The sequence below is a fragment of the Pantoea sp. CS_6 genome (assembly GCF_041954745.1).
In the GTDB taxonomy this organism is placed as follows: Bacteria; Pseudomonadota; Gammaproteobacteria; order Enterobacterales; family Enterobacteriaceae; genus Pantoea; species Pantoea stewartii.
The window spans coordinates 225911-250203 of record NZ_JAVAYG010000001.1 but is presented as its reverse complement, the minus strand read 5'-3'; the positions used below and the strand labels follow the sequence as shown (position 1 = coordinate 250203).

Annotated in this window: 18 protein-coding genes; 1 reads left to right on the top strand and 17 read right to left on the bottom strand. The window is 52.4% G+C overall.

Annotated features, from left to right (window positions below; all coding sequences use genetic code 11):
* Positions 1 to 95: 95 nt before the first annotated feature.
* Positions 96 to 1058, bottom strand: coding sequence for a ferrochelatase (hemH, locus tag RAC90_RS01040; RefSeq protein WP_006119604.1), 963 nt, complete (start codon positions 1056 to 1058; stop codon positions 96 to 98).
* Between the two features lie 671 nt (positions 1059 to 1729).
* Here hemH and RAC90_RS01035 point away from each other — a divergent pair.
* Entirely contained in the window at positions 1730 to 2968 is a 1239-nt protein-coding gene (locus tag RAC90_RS01035; RefSeq protein ID WP_054633591.1) for an MFS transporter, read from the top strand.
* Positions 2969 to 3319: 351 nt separating this feature from the next.
* Here the strand turns inward: RAC90_RS01035 and RAC90_RS01030 are convergent, their stop codons facing one another.
* The 16 genes from RAC90_RS01030 to RAC90_RS00955 form a co-directional block, all read right to left on the bottom strand.
* The gene (locus tag RAC90_RS01030) at positions 3320 to 4072 is read right to left on the bottom strand and encodes a macro domain-containing protein (RefSeq protein WP_054687633.1); all 753 of its coding nucleotides are present in this window, start codon (positions 4070 to 4072) and stop codon (positions 3320 to 3322) included.
* Positions 4066 to 8178, bottom strand: a complete 4113-nt coding sequence (locus RAC90_RS01025; protein ID WP_375123845.1) for an RHS repeat-associated core domain-containing protein — start codon at positions 8176 to 8178, stop codon at positions 4066 to 4068. Before RAC90_RS01025 ends, RAC90_RS01030 begins: the two co-directional genes overlap by 7 nt.
* 10 nt (positions 8179 to 8188) lie before the next feature.
* Positions 8189 to 8317, bottom strand: coding sequence for a hypothetical protein (locus tag RAC90_RS01020; protein WP_096010432.1), 129 nt, complete (start codon positions 8315 to 8317; stop codon positions 8189 to 8191).
* Positions 8314 to 9864 carry a hypothetical protein gene (locus RAC90_RS01015; RefSeq protein WP_054633588.1) on the bottom strand — a complete coding sequence of 517 codons (1551 nt, stop codon included), beginning with the start codon at positions 9862 to 9864 and terminating at the stop codon, positions 8314 to 8316. The genes RAC90_RS01020 and RAC90_RS01015 overlap by 4 nt, the downstream gene beginning before the upstream one ends.
* Before the next feature lie 12 nt (positions 9865 to 9876).
* A complete protein-coding gene (locus RAC90_RS01010) occupies positions 9877 to 12090 on the bottom strand; it encodes a type VI secretion system Vgr family protein (protein ID WP_375123844.1) in 2214 nt (737 codons plus the stop codon).
* A 311-nt stretch (positions 12091 to 12401) separates the two neighbouring features.
* Entirely contained in the window at positions 12402 to 13409 is a 1008-nt protein-coding gene (locus tag RAC90_RS01005) for a FecCD family ABC transporter permease (protein ID WP_375123843.1), read from the bottom strand.
* Positions 13406 to 14317 carry an ABC transporter substrate-binding protein gene (locus RAC90_RS01000; RefSeq protein WP_375123926.1) on the bottom strand — a complete coding sequence of 304 codons (912 nt, stop codon included), beginning with the start codon at positions 14315 to 14317 and terminating at the stop codon, positions 13406 to 13408. Before RAC90_RS01000 ends, RAC90_RS01005 begins: the two co-directional genes overlap by 4 nt.
* Positions 14318 to 14366: 49 nt before the next feature.
* Entirely contained in the window at positions 14367 to 15170 is an 804-nt protein-coding gene (locus RAC90_RS00995; RefSeq protein WP_054687625.1) for an ABC transporter ATP-binding protein, read from the bottom strand.
* A 249-nt stretch (positions 15171 to 15419) separates the two neighbouring features.
* Complete coding sequence (locus tag RAC90_RS00990; RefSeq protein ID WP_033742120.1) at positions 15420 to 15716, bottom strand: hypothetical protein; 297 nt, start codon at positions 15714 to 15716, stop codon at positions 15420 to 15422.
* Positions 15717 to 15798: 82 nt separating this feature from the next.
* Entirely contained in the window at positions 15799 to 16287 is a 489-nt protein-coding gene (locus tag RAC90_RS00985) for an Hsp20 family protein (RefSeq protein ID WP_033742122.1), read from the bottom strand.
* A gap of 236 nt (positions 16288 to 16523) precedes the next feature.
* A complete protein-coding gene (locus tag RAC90_RS00980; RefSeq protein ID WP_283786292.1) occupies positions 16524 to 16895 on the bottom strand; it encodes a hypothetical protein in 372 nt (123 codons plus the stop codon).
* A gap of 24 nt (positions 16896 to 16919) precedes the next feature.
* On the bottom strand, positions 16920 to 17045 hold the full coding sequence (locus RAC90_RS00975) for a hypothetical protein (protein ID WP_269750923.1): 126 nt from the start codon (positions 17043 to 17045) through the stop codon (positions 16920 to 16922).
* Between the two features lie 1208 nt (positions 17046 to 18253).
* Positions 18254 to 18517: a hypothetical protein gene (locus RAC90_RS00970; protein ID WP_039338247.1), complete on the bottom strand. Its 264-nt coding sequence runs from the start codon at positions 18515 to 18517 to the stop codon at positions 18254 to 18256.
* The gene (locus RAC90_RS00965) at positions 18514 to 22920 is read right to left on the bottom strand and encodes an RHS repeat-associated core domain-containing protein (protein ID WP_375123842.1); all 4407 of its coding nucleotides are present in this window, start codon (positions 22918 to 22920) and stop codon (positions 18514 to 18516) included. The genes RAC90_RS00970 and RAC90_RS00965 overlap by 4 nt, the downstream gene beginning before the upstream one ends.
* Positions 22921 to 22923: 3 nt before the next feature.
* Positions 22924 to 23364 (bottom strand): DcrB-related protein, encoded by a 441-nt coding sequence (locus RAC90_RS00960; protein WP_033742127.1) that lies wholly within the window; start codon positions 23362 to 23364, stop codon positions 22924 to 22926.
* An 11-nt stretch (positions 23365 to 23375) separates the two neighbouring features.
* On the bottom strand, positions 23376 to 24143 hold the full coding sequence (locus RAC90_RS00955) for a hypothetical protein (RefSeq protein WP_375123841.1): 768 nt from the start codon (positions 24141 to 24143) through the stop codon (positions 23376 to 23378).
* Positions 24144 to 24293: the final 150 nt, after the last annotated feature.

The following is a 24293-nucleotide window of genomic DNA, read 5'->3' as shown; positions in this document are numbered from 1 at the left end:
TAAAATGCTGCAGGTTAATAAAAAACACAAAGCCAGAATGAACGCATTCTGGCTTTGTCGCTACCGGTCTTTAACAAGTGACGGACCGCAGCACGCTATTTCGCGCCCTCCGCCAGCTGGCGCAGCATCTCAATATGAACAGGTTTATCATTGAGCGCAGGAATATAGGTAAAGGACGTCCCGCCCGCATGCATAAAGATTTCCCTGTTCTGCTCATCCAGTTCTTCCAGCGTTTCCAGACAGTCTGCCGCAAAGCCCGGACTGATTACCTGCAGGCTTTTCACGCCTTCCGCAGGCAGATTTTTAATGGTTTCATCGGTATAAGGCGTTAACCAGGGTTCCCTGCCGAAACGTGACTGGAAGGTCATCACTACTTTTAGCGAAGGCATGTTCAGGGCGTCGGTGAGTAATTTCGTCGTTAACGCACAACGCTCCTGATATTTGTCGCCTTCGTTTGAAAACCTGACCGGTATACCGTGATAGGAGACCAGTAAGGCATCGGGAACGCCATTGGCCTCAAACGATTCAAGCACGGACGTTTTTAACGCATCGATATAAGCAGGATGATCGGCATAGTCGTTGATGAAGTTGATCGCCGGTGTGTAGCGGTTCTTCATCGTCTGCAGGTGACGACTCACGCTGTCGAAAACGGATGACACGGTGGACGAGGAAAACTGCGGATACAAAGGAATAACGATAATTTTATCGACACCTTTCGCCAGCAGCCTGTCGATAGCGCCCCCGATGCTCGGCTCGCCATAACTCATGCCCAGCTCAACAGGCATGCCCGTCAACGCTTCCAGGGCGCGCGCCTGACGGACGCTGTAGACCATCAGCGGTGAACCTTCGTCCATCCAGATAGAGGAGTACAATTTGGCGACGCGTTTGGCGCGTAGCGGGATAATTACGCCATGCAGGATCGGGCACCACAGGATCCGGGGTAAATCGACCACTCTGTAGTCGTGCAAAAATTTCGATAAAAATGTTTTAACCGCAGCAGTCGTGGGTTCTTTTGGTGTTCCAAGGTTAACAATTAAAACACCCTGTTTATTCGTCATTAGCTGGGACCTCTGAAAACCCAAGGAAAAAAAGTGCCTGAACACTGTAGCACACTCAAGGACATCATCTCCTCCGTCTGCGCCTTTTGCGTCAGTGACGGCGAAACGAAGGCCTGGCGGGGACTTCTGCGACGACGTCGAGTCAGCCTGCCAACGTCTTTGCTGACGTCTTACGCCGCCTTATGAGCCCGGACCATGGATGAAACAGTCGGGCGGGTAACGTCTTTTACGCCGTAAAAAGCGTTATGCCCTGCGAGCCCGCCTTTATTTGCTTTTTGACACGGCTTTGCATGACGGTCAAAAAACATTGGCTCGTATCTTATCATCGCTGCGTCGACGAAAGACCAATAGCTCTGATAAGTCGCGTCCCTTCCGATCGGCTCGTACATTTTCTGTGGTGAATGATAAAAAGTATTCCGGCAACTCCCCATTATTCAGCGGGTTAAAATCACATCTTGTCGATATTTTGATTTATTAAATTGAATATTGAGCATGCTAATATTTAGGGCTCTATCTGTGCTGACTGACGCTGTCCATGGCGTGAATATCGCGCGGACCGCCAGGCAGTAACATCACCATGCTTTAGTCAGAAAAAACCAGACAGCATCATGGTCATCAATCAGACTGAGGCAATCACTTTTGCCGCGAGGCTTTTCGGGACAGGAATCAGGATGCGTACAGGCGTTTCAACAGGCGAAGACTCGCTGCTGCAACACAGGTCATTTGTGGCGTTTTGGCTTGCCCGAACCTGTTCTTCATTTGGTTTTCAGATGTTTTCCGTGGCCGTCAGTTGGCAAATCTATGCAATAACCCACAGCGCGATGGCGTTAGGCATGATTGGCCTGATGCAGTTTTTGCCCTCAGTGCTTCTGGCGTTGCCGGCAGGACATCTGGCCGATCAGTTCGACCGCCGCCGTATCGTGGTTATCGGCCAACTGATTGAGTGGGCAGCGCTGCTCGGTCTGGTGGCGCTGACGCTATTGCACTGGGCAGACAAACTTGAAATCTGGGGGCTGGTCTTTCTGATTTCGCTGGCGAAAGCGCTGGAATGGCCAGCCATTACCTCTATGTTGCCGGCGCTGGTCCCGCCACCGATTCTGGCGCGCGCCATGGCGGCAAGCTCTGTTGGCGGTCAGGCGGCGGTGATTGTCGGGCCAACGCTGGGTGGCCTGCTGTATATAGCCGGTCCCGAGGTGGTTTACGGGGTTTCAGCCCTGTTTTATTTATTCTCGCTGATACTGGTGAGTTGCTTACGTTATGAGCGTCCTCCTCAGGAACGTGTGCCGATGACGCTGTCGAACATGTTTATGGGCGTACGCTTTATTCGCGAACGCAAGGATGTTCTGGGCGTGATATCGCTCGACCTGTTCGCCGTGTTACTGGGCGGTGCAACCGCCCTGCTCCCTGTCTTCGCCCAGGATATTCTGCATACCGGGCCATGGGGACTTGGCCTGTTACGCGGTGCGCCGTCAGTGGGTGCCCTGTTGGTCGGTGTCTGGCTCAGCCGCCATAAGCTGGAAAAACATGTTGGCATGATTATGTTTGGTTCCGTGGCCGGTTTTGGCCTGGCGACGCTGCTGTTTGCGCTCTCAACAAAACTGTGGCTTTCTCTGCTGGCGCTGGCCGCGCTGGGTGGTTTCGATATGGTGAGCATGGTGATCCGTGGCGCACTGGTTCAGTTGGATACACCGGATACGATGCGCGGCCGCGTCAATGCGGTTAACGCTATCTTTATCAATACCTCAAATCAGTTGGGTGAGTTTGAATCCGGGCTGCTCGCGGCATGGATGGGCGCGGTGCCCGCCGCCGTCATTGGCGGCGTCGGGACACTGGTGGTGGTTGGGCTCTGGATGATGCTCTTTCCGAATCTGCGGAAAAGGCAGAAGCTTGAGAATGAGACGGTGGTGTGAGTGAGGGGGTATTTTAAGTGTACTCAGCCGAACATTTATTTATAATAATGCTCATAGAATTAAGAATTGCCGCATTAGCGGCATTTTTTTATAGGTTTCTTTCCAATTTATATCTAACATCTAATTTTCAGCTCTAGTTTTAATATAACTTATCTAATTCACCAAAAAAAGCAAATTTATCACAGAATAAATCATAGCAAAGTAGCACAACTTATTAAAATTTCGCCATTATGAACTAGAGTAATATTATTTTTTCACATGAAAAAGGAAAACTAAACCCTCATAAAAAACCTTAATTAAAAGGAAGAAGCGAGAAAAAAGAAAAGGCTGATAAAAGCCCTTTCTTGCCATCTAGTCTAAAGTTAGAATATGGCAGGGTATTTTTTTATAAGTCAGTTTATCTTTTATAATATCAATAATAACTTGCCAATCTCCGCCGCCCAGACCTGCACCGATCATTGGCATCTGAACTTCTAATCTATTGCACAATGCATAGTCACTTGCAATTTCCAGACACTCTTCAAGAGCCTCATATGAAATGTATCTTTTAGCGTCTCTTTGGGATTTTTTTATTCCTTCCTGTGCAACCATATTTGCTACAAATACTCTATTAAGAGTATCCACTTCAATAAATTGCACATCGCCCATCTTATACCCAATTCGCGAAGAGGCCAAATATTTTTCTTTTGCTAACGGATATCTTTTAGACAAAGAAAGGACAAAACCTTTCCCCCACTTTCCTAGGTTATTCACAACGTGCAAAATAATAACTGATTCTTTAAATGGTATTGATGCATCTCCACTATGATGATGGATATAGGCTATTTGGTCTTCATTGACGAGTGTTTTTTTCCATTCGGTTTCAAAATTTTCATCTGTAATCTCTTCAGAATCAGATAAATCTAACTCATTTTTTTTGCCATCATAGAGTAAGTAACCAATATCTTCATGCCAGTCAGTGACAGAAGATGAAGAGTAATGATTCCCTTCAAAAACGCTTATCTGTCTGGTTGCCACTTCCCCGATGAATTCAGTATAGACAACACCGGCTCCCCTCAAAAATTCTGAAACCGCACGGTAGTAACTTTTATTACTCACTAGCATGAACTCCCACTACTCACTATTCGGTTCGAGACATCAAGTTCTTTGTCATTCTTGACTAAGAAAGTACCCGGTCTCGGCTCAGTTATATTCAACCCTGTCACATCAATCTCAATATAATGAGTGATACTACCAGACTTTCTTGCATCACCATAAATGTTAGCCGCAAGTTGCCCCAAAGATATTTTACCAGAGTCTTCTAAATCTTTTAATGTACGCCCACCAATCCTATCTGGGTGAACATTAGTAAAATACTGACCATCTCCAAAACGTGCATGAACACCGCCCGTGGAAGGCCTGATAACTCCACTGTTTTTAATACCCTCCATTCCTTTCAAATCGGTGAAATGGAACAAAGTTTTTATTTCCTCCGTCGTAAGCCCGAGTGGATCACTCCATACAAATGGATTTGGAGCATAACGATAGGGAGTAACCCCCCCCGCCAGCCCTATCGGATCCTGACTGATATACGCCGCAATCTCAGGGTCATAATACCGATAGCGGTTATAATGTAACCCCGTCTCGGCATCAAAATACTGCCCCTGAAAACGCAGGGGGTTTTCGATCTGATCAGCAAAGATTTGGCCTTTTTCACCCCAGACACCGGTTTTTTCTGCCCAGACAATCTCACCAGTAACGGATGTCAGTCTGACTGGTGCGCCATTAGGATCGCAGTGATAGTGCCAGCTTTGTTTACTGTCCCCCTGTTGCGTCAGCAACGCCAGCGGTCGAAACGTGCCGGGATAATAGACGTATTCCCGCATCGTGCTGAACAGAGCAGCCTGTGCTTTTTGTCGCTTAAGGCGACTGCCTGTATCAAAGATACTCTGCGCGGCCAGAGGTTCATGTGTGCGGGTGAGCGTTTCGCCCACCAGCGCGTCCTCCTGCCAGTAGAACCAGCGCGTTTCGCTGTCGGTTTGCTTAAACACCCGGCGGCCCAGCCCATCATAGCCATAGCGCACCTGATGGTTCCCTTTACGCACCGCAATCAGTTGTCGATTTTCATCCCAGAGGAAATCTTCTTTTTCATCCTGATCACCCGTGGTCCCCGCGACTCGGCGTCGCTGGCGTAACTCACCGGCACGATCATAAACACAACGAACGCCCTGATGCACGCCCTCCCGGAACCAACCTTCCGCGCGGTCATTAACCTCACGGGTTTGCGTCTGCAAATGGCTACCTGTTGCATCCTGCACAAACTTTCGCAGTGCCCCGTCAGGGGTGATATGTGCCGTCAGCCTGCCCACAGGGTCATAACGATAGCGATCGTTGCCCCACTGGCTGTCGTGACGCGCAGTCATATTTCCGCTTTTGTCATAGACAAAGCCACTGGCAAACAGCGGTAAATCATTTTGTAGTACCTGCTGTGACGTAAGCCGTCCCTGGTGGTCGTAATTCAGGGTGCGCGTCAATGCCTCTGACAACTGTTCATGAATACACCGTCCCGCGGCATCATAATCAAAGGTGATCGGCGAATCAGTGTTGAGTTGCACGGTGCGTAAACGTTGATACGCATCGTACCGATAAACCACCCGATGGCCACTGTCGCTTTCACGCTCGTGCAAACGTCCCTGCTCGTCATAATGGTAGCGAAGTTGAAAGCCGTCCTGATCTTCTGTCAGTAACCGTCCCGCGTCATCGTAGCGCCAGCTGAGTCGCCGCCAGGGATTCTGGCAGAGCACCAGCCTTCCGCAGGGATCATAGTGGAACGTTGCCTGTAAGGTATCACCGCTACGTCGTTCACTCAGGCGCCCGGCTTTATCGTAGCCATAGTGCACCTCACGTCCGAGCGGATCGCAACGTGCGGCCAGGCGGCTTCCTTTGTCCCAACGGTACTGCGTTTTTTGTCCCCAATAATCCTGCTCGGCCGTCACACGTCCAAGCCCATCTCGTTCCATCTGCCAGCGTTGACCAGATTGATTAATCACGGCCAGCAGGCGGTCCTCAGGATCGTATTCATAACCCAGCCGGGCACCATCAGGCGTTTCACAGGCGGTGAGCATGCCTGTGCCGTTATAGTAAAAACGCGTGGTCTGCCCCACTTCATCGGTAAATGTGACAGGCTCATCTTCACGGTCATACTCAATCCGGACATCGCCACCCGCCGGGTCGACCGTGGCGATGAGGCGATCTTTCGAATCCCAGTAAAAACGGGTCACACCGTTACTGGCATCAGCACGTTCCAGTAAATTCCCACGTACGTTGTGCCTGAAACGCGTCTCTCCCGCGCCTGCCACGCTGACCACCAGCAGGAAACCAAAGCGGTCATACCGATACTCTGTTTGCGGTGCACCCGGCTCATTCGCCTGGGTCAGTTGGCCAAGCCGATCGAACTGATAACGGGCCGTCACACCGCCCGGATCGCGACTGGCAATAAGGTTGCCACCGCTGTCATAGTCGGCGTGCCAGACCGCACCTTTCTGATCGGTGATCGCCAGCGGCAGGCCATCCTCATTGTAAACGGCCTGCACCATGCTGCCGTCGGGTAAATGCTCAGCGACCATGCGGCCCTGCGCATCATAATCCCATTGATGAATGCTGCCATCCGGTTCAATCACTTCTACCGTTCGACCAAAGTCGTCGTAACGAAATACCGTATTCCCGCCGCAGGGATCGATTTCGGCGATCGGCAGACCATTGTCATCAAACGTAATACGTGAGAGGTGGCCCAGTGAATCCGTTACTTCAACCTCATTGAGCAGCGGTTCGTAAGCGAAGTGGTAGTCCCAGACGCCGCCGTCACCCCAGGCGTGAATGACGCGCCAGTCCTGATTGTACTGGTAATGAAATCCCTGGCCGTTTCGGTCAAAGTGACTGACCAGATAAAACTGTTGATAGTCAAAACGCCGGGGATGCGATAGCGCATCAATTTCGGCGCTAAGTTGACCATTGGCATGATATTCGTAGCGCGTCAGCGGCGTGATGTCACCGTCCAGCGCATTGTGCAGGCGTAAGCTACTCAGGCGGCCCTTATCATGAGTGACAAGGACCTCTCGTCCGGTCAACCCGTTAAGGCTGAATTCGCGAAGCCGAATCAGCATCTCGTCCTGCCATTCAAAGGCCCAGCCGTTTCCGTTACGATCGGATAATTGCTGTATCGGTAACCGCCCATCGGCACCGGTGAAATGCCACAGGATCCCCGCTTCCTGCTCAACGCACCAGGTCACCTGGCCCTGGGCGCTGTCTCGCCACAGGCGGCTGCCATCCGGCAACCCCATGACAGCATGTTTACGTCCGTCTTCCTGTGGCAGGGCGGCAAAAAGCGTCATCCCGTCAGGCTGAATAAAGAGCGCAATGCCCTCTTCAGTCAGGATTTCCAGCCGGGTATCCGCGGGTGTCAGCCAGCCATAGCCACAAAGTCCTGCCGTTTCAACATTGGCCGACGAATACGTCCGATGCCAGGCCAGCGGCAGCCGGCCCGGCAACAGGAAATCCTGCTGTTCAAGACTGACGCTGCCATCCCGAATATCGACCGGTTCCGCTCGCAGAACCTTACACTTGAGAACCCCTGGCTCCATATTACGAAACAATTTGCGCCTGTAGTCGCCAAAGCGTTTCATGAAATTTTGCCATTTCACCGACTTCCGGAACTTCTTAAGCCCTTTTCCCAGACCGCTCAACCCGGCACGCATCAGCAGCGCCATCAAATTGATTGTTGGTGGCCCGCCTACGATGACATTGTTGGGGATGGCCAGGTTGAACGTCAGCGGTAGCGTCAGGGACAACGGTTTGGGTTTAGTGACGCGCTTGAGGCGAAACGGGGGAATCATACCGACAATATTGCAACTCAGTACCGGCATGCCAATTCGGGAAAACGGTTCACCATCCACCGAAACCGTTTTACTGCCCATAAACAGCTCATCTTCAATCTGTGGGCCGCCGGGCGCACGCAACGGCGGCACCCAAACGCCGCCAACGGGGATATGTATCGACATTCCACCCGTTCCCGCGCTGGCCCGTTTGATGCTGTTAACATGCACCGTAGTGCCAATCAATGGCAGATAGTCAAACACATCAAACACAATACCGATGTGAGGCGTCGGTAAAGGCCAGGGATAGGTGTGAATGTCCAGTCCTAGCTGCGGATCAAAGTGCGCACCGGAATGCATGAATCAGGCCTCAGAAAATGGCTCGCAGCAGCGCGCGCAAAAATGTTCTGACTTCCGTCGCCAGACCGCTATCGGACAGGCTTAAGAACAGCAGCGCCAGGACCGTGACGACGACAATAAGGATGATGCGGTTTTTCACAATGTGTTGCTCCCTGCAGGTTGTGTGGCTAAGGGTTCAGTGCTTCCCCACGCAGGCAGGCTTTGCCATTCACCCGGCGGGGCATCAAAAGGATGGGCGATGTCAGGTAAGCCATTCCACTGCGGATGCAGTTTTTCACGGGCCAGGTGGATGACACGGCGAAAACTGTCATCGCCATTGCGGATGAGTGTTTCCCGCTCCTCGCGAATAAGTAAAAAGGTTGCCTCGAGCTGGCGTTGCAGCAGGCTGTCAGTTTGGCGGACCTGCGATGGGGTGGGCACAGGCGGCAGGTTCGCGTCGGCCTGCTGAATAAGCCGCTGTTTATCGGATTGCCAGCGAGATGCATAGGCTTCAAGCGCCTCTGTGCGGCGTTTATCGTGACTGCGCAGAAGATCCTGAAAGACCAGCGGCAGCGTGGTTTCGCCCCGCTCGGCCAGGGGCACATTCTCTGCGGCTCGCACGGCCTTACCATAGGCTTCCATGGCAGCCGGGCGTTGTCCGGCGAGCCATAAACAGAAGCCAGTCATGCGCCAGCCCTCAATCGCAAACACAGGATGGGGGATTACCTCTGCCTCACGCGCGGCCTGCCGGTAGCACTGTGCCGCCCGAACGTACTCTTTATGTGAAAACCAGGCACCGGCTTCGCCAAACGTACTCTGCGTTCGAAGCTGGCCTTTGACAACGGGGTCCGCCACGCTGCTGGACGCGTTTTGCGCCTCACGATAGTGGTCGACGGCCTTATTGTGATCCTGGCCTTTCAGCCAGCCGCCCGCAATAAGGTTATGCAACATCGCCTGTTGATCAGGCCAGCCTCGCCGCTGTGCAATGCCTAACGCCAGACTGCCGCGCGCAGCGACCTGCTGGGCGGTCCCTTTTTCCAGCAAGAGCATCGCATCGGCAAGGTAACGCCGCAGCAATGCCCGATCGGTATCAGGATCGCTTTGCTGCTGGGCGGTTTGATGCATCACCTTCATGCCATCGACCTGATCGACAATCAGTTGGACGCGATCAGGATGCGCGTCATGAAGTGGCTGCCAAAGCGGTTGTTCAAGCGTATCAATCAGCAGTAAACGCGGCGCAGGCGCGGAGGAAGCCAGCCAGCGTTTCAGCCAGCGCATCAACGCACTCTCGTCACTTACGGCAGCGGGTTTAAGCACCAGAACCAGGTAACGTACATCCTCTGCAAAATGATCGGCGAAGTCCTGTAACAGGCCGCAAAGCTGTTCAATGGTGTAGCAGGGCAGCAACACATCGCCATCCCAATGTGCCGCATCGGGCGTGGCGTCATAATGTTCAAGAAAGTCACGCGACAGTGCATCGCTATAGCCATAACCGGTTTCAAACGCCGTAGACAGACCAAGGAATATATCGGGTACGGAACGCCCCTCCGGATGCTGCTGAAGGGCGATGAACGCATCAAGTAGTGATTCGCCTGCGGCTGGAACGCGCCAGATAAACAGACCCGCGTCGGTCTTTTCCGTGGCGGTTAACCAGCTCAGCTCCAGCTCAGTCATAACACGTTCAGTGGGATTCTTTGCGGTGCTCATTTCTCATCCCTGTCAGGCATTGAGTTCAATCTTTTTGCCATTCACCATGACACCGGCGGCATTAATGGTAATCGTCGATCCGCCCGCCGTAATTTGCACGCTGCCATTGCTGATTAAAATCCCGCTCTCACCAACGTTGATATGAAACGTATCCGTGGCACTGTCGGCCACGCTTCCTTGAGTAAAGCGGGTATCGCCCCCCGTGATACTGAGCGTGCGCCCAGCGCCGATCGTCACATCCTGCTTTTGCGCAATGGTACGGGCCTCATTGCTGTTGACACTGACGTGACGATTACCCGTCACGTCGAGTGTCTGATTACCCGTCACCTGCACGGTTCGGTTTTGCTGCACGCTAACCTTTTCATTGCCCTGCACCGTACGGGTCCGATCCTGAATCACCGTTAGCGTTTGCTTCCCTTCTACTGTGCCGGTGTTATTGCTTTTCACCGTCGTGGTATGGTTTCCGGTAATGGTTTCATCGCGGTTTTGCTCAACGCTGAGCGTTTCATTACCTTTCACCGTTTCCGTACGATTTTGCTGAACCGTGGTGGTTTCATTGCCGCTGATGGTTTTACTGCGGTCCTGTCCAACCGAGATGGTTTCATTGCCATCCACGGTCCGTGTACGGTTCTGCTTGATATGGCTGATTTCGTCTTTACCAACGGTTTTGGTGCGATTGCTGCCGACATCATGGGTTTCGTCGTTTTCAACCTCGGTATCCATGTTACGTTCAGCATGCAACCAGAGCTGCTCTTCGCCGGGTTTATCTTCAAAACGCAGCGCATTGGCATTGTCAGGCGATCCATCCTTTGAGCGGCTCATGAATCCCATCTGCGTAGCGGCAGCGGGCAAAGCCCAGGGCGGCATGCTGGCCTCGTTATAGACGCGACCGGTGATAATTGGCCGATCAGGGTCGCCATTAATAAAGTCGACCACCACTTCGTCGCCTACGCGTGGAATCTGCACGCCGCCGAAACCTTGTCCCGCCCACGCGCTGGAAACACGCACCCAACAGGAACTGGTATCGTCACCTTTTGCCAGCCGATCCCAGTGAAACTTAACCTTGACCCGACCATAGCGATCGGTCCAGATACTTTCGCCTTTCGGCCCGACCACCTTCGCCGTTTGCGGGCCGCCCGTGCGCGGCCACGGCGTTTTCTGCTCAGGACGAAACACCACACCCGCTGGTATCACGCTAAACTCCGTACGATGAATCGTCTGGCTGTCCGGGCCACTGGCGTAGCGATTCTCCTCAAACTGGTAGTCAGCAGCAGTCACCAGATATTCACCGACATCGCTGAAAAAGGCCGCATTGGTGAGCTGGAACGTGCTGCCCGGCACAATCCCCATTGCCGTCGCGGTGCCGTGGGTTTGTTGATGCTCTACCTGCCAACGCTCCTGACGGATGCGGGCATAAAATTCGCCATGACCATGTTCCACAAACCGCCCCGGCCAGTCATACACATCAATGGTGCCGGGTGAAGGAGATGTTGGATTTTGTCGTGCCTGGAAGAGCCAGGCGTTAGGTTTGCGAAAATCGTAGTCGTCCAGACTGTATAAACCCGGCGTCACGCTGTCAGTAAGGGCCCACTGGCTTATCCCTTCTTCACTGGTGGAACCGCCTGAAGGCGTTTGATGATAGGGGATCACTTCATAGCCACTAAATGGCGTGTACTGCGCAGTGGCATCCGTGAGCACGATGGTATGCTTACCGGCCTCATGGCGAACGTGCCAGGTAATGCCTTCCAGCTCCATCAGTCGGTTGATGAAATCAAAACTGCTTTCCTGATACTGAACACAGTAATCCCAGCTGCGATAGCTACCCGACAGGTTATTTTCCACGTTAACCTGATACTCACTGAGTAACGTCTGCACGATTTGTGGAACGGTTTGCTCCTGAAAAATGCGCAGATTCCGGTCACGTTTCATCGGCCACAGATCTGGCTCAAGCGTTAACGTGTAAACAGCATAACGCGTGCCTGACATCTCTACCGCGCTCACCGCCACCCGCGTGATCTTGCCATTAAAGTAACGTGGATTTGCCAGACTTTGCGTCGGCACCACTACGGTAGCGGCTTTACCCAGCAACGCGCTGCGTTCGATACGCGCATCGGTCCCTAAAACCTGAAGCGTTAAGATAAACGATTCAGACAGGGCCTCTCGGCCAGATAGCTTCCAGAACAGCAAGCCTTCAACGGGTAACTGAACAGTAATGCGATTGAGCATAAATCGAACCCTGACGTCAGACTGAAGTCACGCGGGACTTCGTGAGTACGTTTGTTTTAAGGTTTAGGATGGATCGGATCGATTGTTTAAGTAAATAAGACAATGGCTAATATGTTACCCGAATGCAAAGAAGTGTGAATAGCTATTACATTCATAATAAAGCCAGGCAATCCGGCAATCCTCGGTGGAAATACCTTGATTGCAGAAGATCGCTCGCCATTATTGGCCAGCTGTCTCGGAATGAAATAATGAAATTACCTTACTGAGTCAGGCACCGTGAACCGGTCTTACTCAGCGGCGGATTTCAGCATTCAGGGTCGGGCGCGCGTCAGTTGGACAATCACAAACATGCCCCCAATGCCCGCCGTGATAATGCCAATGGGTAGCTCCTGCGGGGCCAGCAGCGTCCGACTGGCAATATCGCCAGCACACAACAAAATGGCGCCCCAGAGCGCGCACAGTGGGATCAGCAACCGGTGTTTCACACCCGTTACGTGCCGACACAGGTGCGGCACCATTAGTCCGACAAAGCCAATGACGCCGGTCAGTGCCACCAGCAACGCGGTTGCCAGCGCACAGCACAGAAACACCTCGATGCGTAACCGGTTGACGTGAATACCAAGCGAGAGTGCGGTTTGCTCGCCCGCCAGCAATCCATCCAACTGCCGCCCGCGCAGCGCTACAAACCCTGTCAGTAATGCCAGACTTACCAGTGCATAAGGCAGATTATGCCAGCTGGCTAATCCCAGCCCGCCCAGTGACCAGAACATCACCGAGCTGGCCGCGCGCTGGTCGCCTGAAAAAATCAAATAGCTGGTCACCGCACCAAACAGAAATGACACGGCCAGCCCGCAGAGAATCAAGTGCTCTGCTGAACGTTGCTTTTTGAAATGAAAAAGCAACATGACGGCGGCGGCTGAAAACAGCCCACCCGCGAAAGCGGCAACGGGCAAGGTTAACGCCGACAGCCGATCGCCAAAGCGGGTAATCACCAGTACAGCACCGGCTGAGGCCCCAGAGGACAGACCAAATAAAAACGGATCGGCTAAATCGTTACGGGTGGTGGTTTGCAACAATGCCCCGACGATGGCCAGGCCAGCCCCCGTCATCACGGCCAGCAGCGTGCGCGGTAACCGTAGGTCGATCACGATTCGCGTGATCATTTCAGAGACAGGCGCGTCTGCCATGTCGAGTGCGGACAGCACCTGCGTTAAAGACAATGACACGGTGCCTTCCGCCGTGCTGATCAGCATCAGGATCGCCAGCAGCAGGCAGGACGCACTCATTATTGCTGGATAACGATACGGCGATCGATTCACGCATCCGGCGAATAGAGCGCATGAGCCAGCTTCTCTACGGCCTGAATATTGGCCGGCCCCGGTGTGAGTTCAGCGTACTGTAACTTCAGGTAGCGATGGTGTTTTACCGCAGGCGTCAGCTTCATAAGCGGATGATTTTCCAGGAAGTGGCGCAGTGCCTCTGCCCCACTGCCGGTCTGATAGTCCAGCAAGATAATAAAATCCGGCTGCGTGGCCGCCACGCTCTCCCAGGAGGTGGTGCCCCAGCTCATCTCCAGCGCTTCCATCGCGTTTTTACCTCCGGCGGCCTCAATGATGGCGGTCGGCATGGCATATTTTCCGCTGGTGAACGGTTTGTCTTCGCCTGAGTCATAAACGAAGACTTTTCGAGGCTGCGTATCAGCCGGACGCTGAGGTAAGGCCTGCAGTTGCTGCTTCCAGTCCGTCACCAGCGCCTCGGCTTCGGCCCGCTTGCCAAAAATTTTGCCCAGTTTAATCTCGTCGTTATAGAGCAGATCCATCGTCGCTTTCTGCTTGTCCTTCTGTGAAAAGACGCAGCTTTCACTCAGCACCAGGGTTTTAATGCCGTACTGACGCAGTGAAGCAGGCGTAACGTCACCGCCCACTTTCATCCCGTAATTCCAGCCAGCAAAAAAGAAATCAGGGCTCGCGGCCAGCAACGTTTCCAGTGAGGGATATTTCGGTGCCAGCTCAGGGATGGATCCCATGGCCTGCTTAAAGGCCGGCGTCATCTTGTACCAGCCACTGATGCCGGTGAGACCGACAATGCGGTTCTGCAGATGCAACGCAAAAGCCATTTCTGCCATATTGAGGTCGTTAATCACGGCTCGCGCAGGCGGCGAGGTGAACGTCACGGGCTGGCCGCAACTGTCGATGGTGACAGGAAAATCACTTGCGCTGGCCCACATGGCTGGCGTAACGGCCAGAAACGCGGCAAAACCGATTTTACTCAATGCATCATGCACAGTCGGGCACCTCAAAAATACGTAAGCGCTTACCGCTGGCAGGATGTTTTACGGTAAAGCTGTTTAAGCCGAACACAGGCTGGAGATAGCGCGACGTCAGCGCGCGCGACGGGTGATCACACACAATTTGCTTGCCCTGCGACAGGATAAGCACACGATCGGCAAACGTATCAATCAGGGACAGGTCATGCAGTACCGCTATTGCCGTAATCCCTTTGTTTTTAATGAGTGCCAGTAGCTGCTGGCGGGCCAGCGGATCAAGATGGTTCGTCGGTTCATCCAGTAAGATCAATAACGGCTTTTGCGCCAGCACGCGCGCCAGTACAGCACGTTGTCGCTCTCCCCCGGACAGCGCAGCCAGCGGGCGTGTTTTTAGTGCTGAAAGACCGGTTTCATCAATAGACTCGTGAACGATCCGTTGATTTACTCCTGCCGGGCAGGCGCCTAGATGCGGAATACGGCCCAACGCAACGTACTCTTCAACCGACAGCCTGAGATCGGGCATATCATTCTGCGCCATCACGGCTATGCAGGTGGCAAGCTGTTGCCGTGAAAACGTTGCCAGACATGCGCCGTTAAGCTGAATCGCCTGTGGCGGTGACGATAACTCACGGCACATTGACCGCAGTAATGACGTCTTGCCACTGCCGTTTGGCCCGATGATGACCAGCCGCTCTCCCCCTCTGACGCTGAAGTGAATGTGATGCAAGAGCGGTTCGCCATCAGTTCGGTTCAACTGCGCAATGTTGACCTGCAAAACAGAATCGGATTGAGGTAACGCTCTGGACGACGGCATGTTTTTCACCCTACAAATAGATATGTTATAACATAACAATTGGCGCGCAGAAAGACAAGCGGCGGGCACGAATGAAACAGGGTGCCGCGATGTCGGCACCCTGAAGAGAGAAAACGAAAAACGGCTTATTTAAAACGGTTGTGAAACAGGCTGGCCGTCATCGCTAGCATGCCAGCACCCAACGAGGTATGTAGCATGAGTGTGTTGAGCATCGTCACCTCCTCTTCGTTTTGGTTGCACTTATCGGTTTTACACCGCCTCAGCCAGCTTTTCCTCACTGGCCTCTTTTTCAATCAGCCGCATTAACAGCGACAATCGACGTTCAGTGCGCTCTGGCGTATCGGGCGGCAGGTTGTAACGCAGGGAGTAAAGCTTGCCTTTTTCGTTGTAGAAATCCACCACCAGCACCGGCATGATACCGCCAGGCACTTTGTTGTAATTCACCGACAACCGGGTGCGGCCTAACTGTAACTTTGCCGCCATTACGGTTTCGCCAACCAGTTTGGGATAAAGAGCACGATCTTCGGGCACGCTGATGACTTTCATTACCGCCTCCTGATTCTCTGGCACCTTGATGACAAAGCGCGGAGAACGCCGTCAGCGCCCTCCGCTTTTCGTTAACCTGCCATTAGGCCTGATGTTCAATGGCTTCCGCCGTACGGTGTTCGATCGGAATGCGACGAGGCTTCTCGCTTTCCGGTATCTCATGGTGCAGGCCGACACGCAGCAAACCGTCCTGCAGGCGTGCGGTGGTCACTTTCATATGCTCCGGCACGCTGTAGCTCAGACGGAAGTCTGAACGACTGATACCACGGTGCAGCCAACCGCTGTTCTGCCCTTCTTTTTCCGTATCGTTATCGCTGACCTCCTCTTTCTGTCCGGTCACGGTCAGACGACCGCCTGCCACTTCGATTTCAAGCTCACTTTCTTTCCAGCCCGGCACGCTGACGGTCAGTTCGTAGTGTTCGTTATCAACCTGCTTCAGGTCGTAAGAGGGAGAAACCGACACGGGCGCATCACCGGTCAACTGGCTGAACAGCCTGTCGATACGGTTAAACCGGTCTGAAAAGGCAGAATCTGCGATAGAAGGAAATACGGGAAAATTACGTAATGCCATAGTGATAACCTCCTGAATTAATGGTTCATTCAAAAGCTCATCGGCGTGGGGACCTCCCCCGCTGCTCACAGACATTTATAGGATCATTTAGTGGGATTTCAAGCGAGGAAAATGAAATTTTTTTGGGCGTGAGTGGCTACATGGTTTTGCCTTTTTCGTTGATATTTTCTGAGCGCCGATCTGAAGTGGTGTTTGAACCGGACACGTGTATCAATAGCATCACCACAACATGCAACTCAACGGTAATAAACGGCATAATGATGGGCGGTGCGGACGAGGCGGCAGAATCGAAAATACGCATCTTGCGTAATATTGACGTACCCAGCCAGTAAGACTCTTAGAAATCCGACGCCAGACCGCTTTCCGGAGATCGAACAGGCAACGTAAACACCTGACAGGTAATTCATTAATCCAATGATTTTGAAACCGATATCCTGCGTAAGATGTAGCCATTTATTCAGCCAGCGACTTTGAGCAAAGCTGTCCAGGCCAGGCTCAACTAACACGATGCCGATAATCCTGGCCAGCACAACTACTAATGAGCCAGCAGTAATGACGGGCAGAGCAAAAGAGATGCCTGTCATTAAATGGTTTTTGATATTGACCATCGTTTTTTCATAGTGTCACCAATATCAGGGATTACGGCGCGCCTCGACAGCCGCCACACATTTAGCAGTCACCACGGCGGCATGTCCCACGCACTGGCTGATTTTCACCCGGATGATAGTTTTACCGGCAAAACGCTCCTCATTCTTCAATTGAGCGATCCGCCGAAATCAGCACGAAGTCTGTCTCCGTAATATATTCCAGAGTGAATTTATCGATCATCTCCATCGTCCCTTGCTGTTGGATATGCACCTGATGGCCCAGCTTTCTTCCCGCTTTCTAAATCGATTTCGCTGCCATCGGTGTATGCGCTAACCCGGCAATACAGGATGTGACGCCTACAATATTCATGCTTCCTCCTAAAACTGAATTCGTTTCACCATAAACTGGAAAAGGGCATCCTTGTTTTCGAGCGAAAATAAGGCGTGCCTGAAATCATCATCGACAATCTGACTTGCCAGCGCGTTGATGATTTTTAAATGCAAAAGACTGGCATCCGAGGAAGGGCTGTGCAATTGCCCAGCGCAACATACTCACACGCCAGTTCGTCGTGCCAGAGCTACCAGGTATTAGACAATGACAAATGATATGACACTTGGCCCAGCAATTCCCGACAACTGTAGTAGCTTTTTATTCCGTATGCTTTTAATAACTTTCCAAGCTTTTTTACCTTTATGAAATTCATCATATCATCCACCTTAAAAGCGATGAATTATTTAAATAAAATTGCATCAATTCTATTATCGCTGCCAAAAATTAAATAACTGCTTACGAATTTCATCTCTTCACCTGTAGTAAAACTAAAATCACCATTTCGACACTAAGTATACAGCAATCTAAAAAGAAAAAGGCGCAACCCAAGGGTTCGCCTAACGCTTTCAGTAAGTCAACGCCATTAATACCAAAGCAAGAATTAGTTGCTAGTCAAATATACATCGACAGACTTTTTCAATCTTGTTCATTACATCCGTTATTGTATGGAGTTAATCGTTATACATCTCAGCATAGCGCCGGGGAAAGCCTCTTAAAGGATTATTCATAAGACTGTTATTTATAACTTTAAGTGACTTTAACTCATCAATAAAGACCTTCACCCCCCTTTATTTTCGTTATTCATAACTTGCTCTATGTAAGAAGATGCCTTATCTATTTCAGCCATTAACTCATGCTTGTTCATAGTCAATTTCTCAATTATAAAAATTTTACATCAGTTATCCAACGGACAGGATGTCCGTTCTTGCAGCTTGGTGTGCAACTAATCCGGGTTCAGCATAAAGGTGGGACAGGGCTGCCTGATCCTGACACCGGGCAACTAAAAAGAAAAACCGGAGAGATCTCTGGGATCACTTCCGGCCATAATTTATTTTTCTTTATTTAGCTTATTCTTAAAGTCTGTAATAAGATCGGTCCATTGTTTATAAGTAATATTGTTAACATAATAGTCCCCAAGCCATTTAGGATGACATCGTGATATTAAACTATCTATCGCCATCATTCTTAAAGGATCATTTTTATCCAACGTTAAAACTTTAATCATTAGATCTTTAATGTCATTAGATTCATCAAGATAAGCAGATGAAGCTAATATATCACATATTTTTTTGCCAACTTCTTCTAAATTCATAATGATTCTGTCGCTCCTGAATATCTACCGCCGGCAGTTACTATTTGCCATCCGCCACCGACCTTATCTGCCCCCCATTGCAGTTGAGGCGCAACTTTACCTTCAAGAAGAACTTGAGGTCTGGTCAGGGCTACCTTACCTTCATAAGTTGCTGAGTTATTCGGTGGCAAAGCCAAGTTTGCACGTCTTGCCGCTGGGGTGGCACCTGCACTTCCTCTTGTGACATATACTTGTGAGGCACTACCTGGTGTATGCTCTGTAATAGTGAACACATCTCCAGACTTTCCTCTGGATGCATAAATCTGACCATCAAAACTATTGATAGTGTCATGCTGAATTTGCTTATTTAATCCGCGACTTCTCAATAGTTTTCTGGCTGAATTTCGCGTTATTGGCGTTTTATCTAATGAACACCTACTCAACCCCCACGGATCCACCCATCCCAGCGCATTCGGCGCATACTGATAAAGGTTGATCCCCCCCGCCAGCCCTATCGGGTCATGCTGGGTAAACCGGCCACTGTCCGGATCATAATAACGGAACAAATTATAGTGAAGCCCCGTTTCCCGGTCCAGGTACTGGCCCTGCATACGCAGGTTCTGCTCTACCACCGGAATTCGCTGATTCGATTCGCGCAGCAGTTTGCCCCACGGGCTGTTCACACCTTCCCATGTCTTCTGGCCTTCAACGTCGGTCAGTAGCTCGGGCGTGCCGTTAGCCGCGCAGTGGAACCAGAATATCTCCGGACTTTCCACGCCATCAATACGGGCCAGTGGCTCATAGCTCTGGCTGTCGCTGTAGACATAAGTCAGCGGAATATCGTCGTGGATTTCCTGCAGCAGACGGTAACCTTCCCACACAAACCGCGTTGTGACAGCATGACCAGACGGCTTACCCTGTAACGATTGTTGGCAGGTTTTACTGATGCGTCGGCCCAGCGGATCGTAACGGAAGCTCACTTTGTTGCGTGGCTTATTGCGATCACGCGGCTCGCTGATGACATCCGTCAGACGATGCTCACCATCGTAACGGTAGCGCCAGCGGGTCTGGCCGTCATCCTTCTCAGTGGTGCGGCCATGGATATCGTACTGCCAGCGAATCCCGTTCAGTTCGGTCACGCGGTTATGCATGACGTGGGAAGCGGCATGGCGATCCAGCGGGTTGCCTGCACCGTCCCAGCGCCAGTGTTCATTACCAGGCAGCGCGCCTTCCTGGGACAACAAACCACCAGCGTTATCGTAGTGCCATAATGTCTGGCTGAACGGATTATCGTCGCGCTCTTCACGGATCAGGTTGTTGCCGTAATCAAAGTCGCGTCGGCGGGACCAGATGCGCGGTGCAGGTCGCTGAGCTTCCCCCCTGAAAACGTCACGGCGGCGCAGTCTGCCAAGACGATCGTATTCACTGCGCGTGGTCAGACCGCCCTGCGTGCGGCTGAGTTCCCGATGCAATGTGTCACGGGTAAACTCCGTCACAGGAAGGTTATCGAGTGCGATGCTCAGTAAATGACCGCTACCGTAGTAAAGCTGCTTCAGGTTGCGGCCATCCGGCAGGGTTAGGGCTGTGCAATTACCCAGCGCGTCGTACTCCCAGGCCAGTGTGCCCTGCTCCCCCTGTTCACTCACAATGCGGCCCAGCGCATCATAGGTAAACGTAATCTCCTGCTCAGCCTGCTGGCTCCACTCGGAGTCAGACAGTGGCAGATGCTGTGACACTTTACTTAGCTGACCACCACCACGGTAGTGATAGCGCGTCTGGCCTTCCGGTGTCGTGCGCGCCAGCAGTTGTCCGGCCCGACTCCAGTGATAGCGATGGGTAATCGCCTGAGGATGCCCGGCGGCAAAAGTGCGAGCTAACGTGCGGCCCGCAGCATCATACTCATAACGCGTAGCCACGCCGTCCAGTCCAGTCTGGGCCAGCAGCAGTGAATCTGCGCCCCATTCGAACTGATACTGCTCGCCGTTCTCGTTTTGCAGCGCCGTTAACCGGCTACGGCTGTCCCAGCTGCGTTGAACCGTCTCACCCTGGGCATTGCGGTTCGCGATTAAGCGCCCGACGTTGTCATAGCGGAATTCACTGCGTTTGCCATCCGCTGACTCATGGGCCAGCGGCAGGCCGTTGTCACTCCAGCGCAACCGCTCTTCCCAGCCCTCTGCCCGCTCCAGCAAAACAGGACGGCCTGCTGCATCATAGTGATAACGGGTTTCTTCACCATCCGGCGCCGTCACACAACTGAGCCAGCCAAGCGGATGATAGCGGTAGCGCGTCGTCAGCCCTGAGCAGTCTGTTTCACGGATGACCTGGCCTGCATCGTTGAACTCCCGACGATAGCTGTTGCCTGCCGCATCGATTTCTTCGATAACCAGCCCAAACTCATCCCGCTTATAAACAGTACTTTGCCCGAGCGCATCGACCACACGCTCAAGGCCATGATGGGGATCGTAATAGTATTTCGTTGTGGAGCCGTCTGCGCCTGCAACGACCGTTGGCAGAGAACGGTGGGACAGCCATTGCACTGCCTGCACACCGCCGTCCGCATCTTTCTCTTCAACACGGTTACCAAGATCGTCATAGGTGAAGCTCACCGCATTGCCCAGCGGATCGATGCGGCGCGTCATGAGTTCGTTTTCATTCCACTCATAACGCCACTTCTCGCCCCGTTCATCAATGAAACAGGTGATAAGGCCCGCAGCATTCCAGTGGTGTTCGCGCTGTTGACCGTCATAGGTCGACACCCGCGTAATGCCTGCTTCCAGATCGTAGTGCATATGGCAGCCATCACCGGTATTGGTGCGGTTCTCGACCACACGCCAGTGATCCAGTTTCTGCCAGCGATATTCACTTTCCAGTCCGCCTGGCAGCTGATGCCAGATCATTAACCCATCGTCGTTATAACGGAAACGGCGCGAGGTAATGCCAGCCGCATCGGTGACGCTGGCAAGCTGGCCCTGTTCTGTATAGTCCCAGTGCGCTAGCGGCCAGTGCTGTTCACCATCAAAGTGACTGGCGGATGTCGGGCGCTGAGGGTGCTGGTTGTCGCCGTAATGCAGTGTGACGTCGATGGCCAGCGGTGCATCATGAATACGCACAAGACGCGCCTGCTCATCCCAGCCCATCTCCAGCGCGTTACCGTATTCGTCGCTCAGCGAAGCCAGACGCAGTACCTGAGGATTCGCCGCTGTAGGTTTATAGAGCCGCCAAACCGCACCATCATCATCGGCAATAGCGATATCGCCCATTTTATTACGGCGCACCATCAGTCCTTCGCTGATGCTGTATAGCACCTCTTTATCCCCCGGCACCGCAAAGCGCAGCTCGCGCCCGTTGTCATCAAACCAGGTTGCCTGTGTGCCTTCCAGCACTAAATAGCTGTCGAACACCGTTGCCCAGCCCAGACCAAATAATCCGCTGCGCTGCGTCAGGCTGTTGTAACTACGTTGGAAACTGAGCGGAAAACGGCCAGGAAGGGAGAAATCACGTTCGGCATCATCATTGAGGACTTTGACGCCAGTCGAGGCATGAACCGGAAACAGCGACGAAAAGGCCGCATTAATCGCCATATCGGCCATCATCCCCCCGGCCGCACCGGCGAGTGCACAGGGCATGTTTTTCAGAATCTGACTGGGTCGACCGCGGATCAGGGACAGGCCGATCATCGCTAAAGCCAGCCCGGGTACTTTACCGCTTTTGATCTCTCTTACCGTCACGGTTTCACCGCCAATGATGACATTGGGTGAAACGTCGTCACTTACCGTGGCTTCGCAGGTGGTTTTGTCTTTGGCGCGAACGGCTGGCTGCCCGTTAATAAAAACCTGCTTAGAACCCTGGGCCAGATATTGCGGCGCGCCGTGTTTTTCGCAGACAACTTTGTCCTGCTCCAGCGGAGACGTTCCGGCATCGGCTGACGCAACCCTAGGCTGCCACATCGCACTGCCAAACTGGCTGGCTGCAGCGAGCAACATGCCGCCGTAATCGGCAAAGCTTTTGGGTGACTGCGGTTCCGGCGGTGGAGTTTCTCCGGATACGAGCATGCCCGCCGCACGTGCCGCGAGAAGACCGTTCACCAGAACATTTTCTGATCCGCTGGCAATCACACCAGCGGGCGAAGGAGGGAACAGCATGTTTCCCAGCCCATCGGCTACTTTAGTGATGTCCTCTGAGAGGCCAACGGCATTGGCCAGTACGCCGCCCAGAATACCACTGAGCAGGCAGCTGGAACCAATAGCGGCCACACCGGCCGCGGCCATCCCTGCACCTAACAGGGGCGCGGCGGCGGTTGCCGCCGCGCCAACCGCCGCACCGATCACGGCGTAGGCTGCGCCCTCAGCGACAATACTGGTGATATCAGCAATAATGCTGGAGTGAATGATCTCATCGCCCACGCGGGCCGCATGGTTATCCATAGCTTATGCTTTCCGTGGATTGTTCAGACTCAGACTGTGTTTAAAACTCTTCCAGCGCTCTCCATCTTCTTCATTGAAAGGACGCATCGCGGAAAGGGTAAAAATCATGAAAATGTTGCTGTCTGGAACCTGAGTAGCCAACTGCCGCTGCCACACAGCTTGTCCATTGCGCTCGAAGGCGGTTTCAACTTCCAGCGCCTGTAGCGCGCTATCAATCCCAGCCATAACCCGTACAAACGCTGTTTGCTGAATAGCGCCCATCTGACTGCGTAATGTATCCCATTGACGCTGGAACTCCGTCTCCGCATCGCTACCTTCAGGAATGACACCACGACTCACAACGAATGCCAGCCCACTGGCCTCATCCCGCAAAATATTCATGGTGGTGTCCTGCCACGCAGCAGGAAACAGCGCAAATGCGCCTTCATTGAACTGATAATTCATAGGGTGTCCGTTTATTGATTGGGTGTGGCTGACGTATTCAGGCTTCGATATGTGCCATCGGCATCATCGGCGTTAGTGAGTATTTGAGTGTTATCACGCGCCACTTTAATGTCGAAAAGACGAGGAGAGATATCCGGATCGCCGCCACAACTGACGTCATGGTTGTCTTCGCGAACCGAAATGATAAAGAAACTTTTATCACTGCTGTCGTCAACATCATACCTGAGACATTGATCGCTGAGTGTTGTCAGGTGATAACTATGAATGGCTTCTGTTGCCGCGCTGACAGCCTGGTCTGCGCTGATGTCATGCTGTCTGGCACTCATAGTGGTATTCAACATGATATGGCTGACCTTTTGCTGGTCAATTTCGAACATCAACTGTTTCTCACCCAGCTTGTAGATAAGCCAGTGTTGATTATCGCTGTCACTTTCTTTGCCTGGGCCATAGGCTTGCCGGACCTGTTCCACGCTATCGTCCACCACAATATTGCGAGCCGTCGGCACGCTGGCAGCGTCCACAAGAATCTCCGCCAGAATGGTATGGCTGGCATTTCCCACCGCCGTTGCGCTGAACAGCGCAAAGCCGTCATAGCTGTGTTGGAAATAGTTGTATCGCTGTTCATCGATGACCACTTCTCCGGCCACAACCGAGCTCAAGGCTTTGCCTGCACGGACGAAGCTCTGATTGTTCCATGCGTCACCAGGGGTGAAAGCGTAGTCGTTGAGCAGGACAGAGAAATCGTCGTTGCTCAGTGGAGGTACTGCTTCTGTCGACACCGTATTTGCCAGACTTAAAACAGGCGTGAAAAAAAACGCCAGTGTCAAAAATAACCTGATTAACGTCATATATTTTCTGATGAGAGAGGAACATTCAAAGCCAGATAATCGCACAAAGAGGTGACAATTGCTGCTGAGCTTTGTACCAGA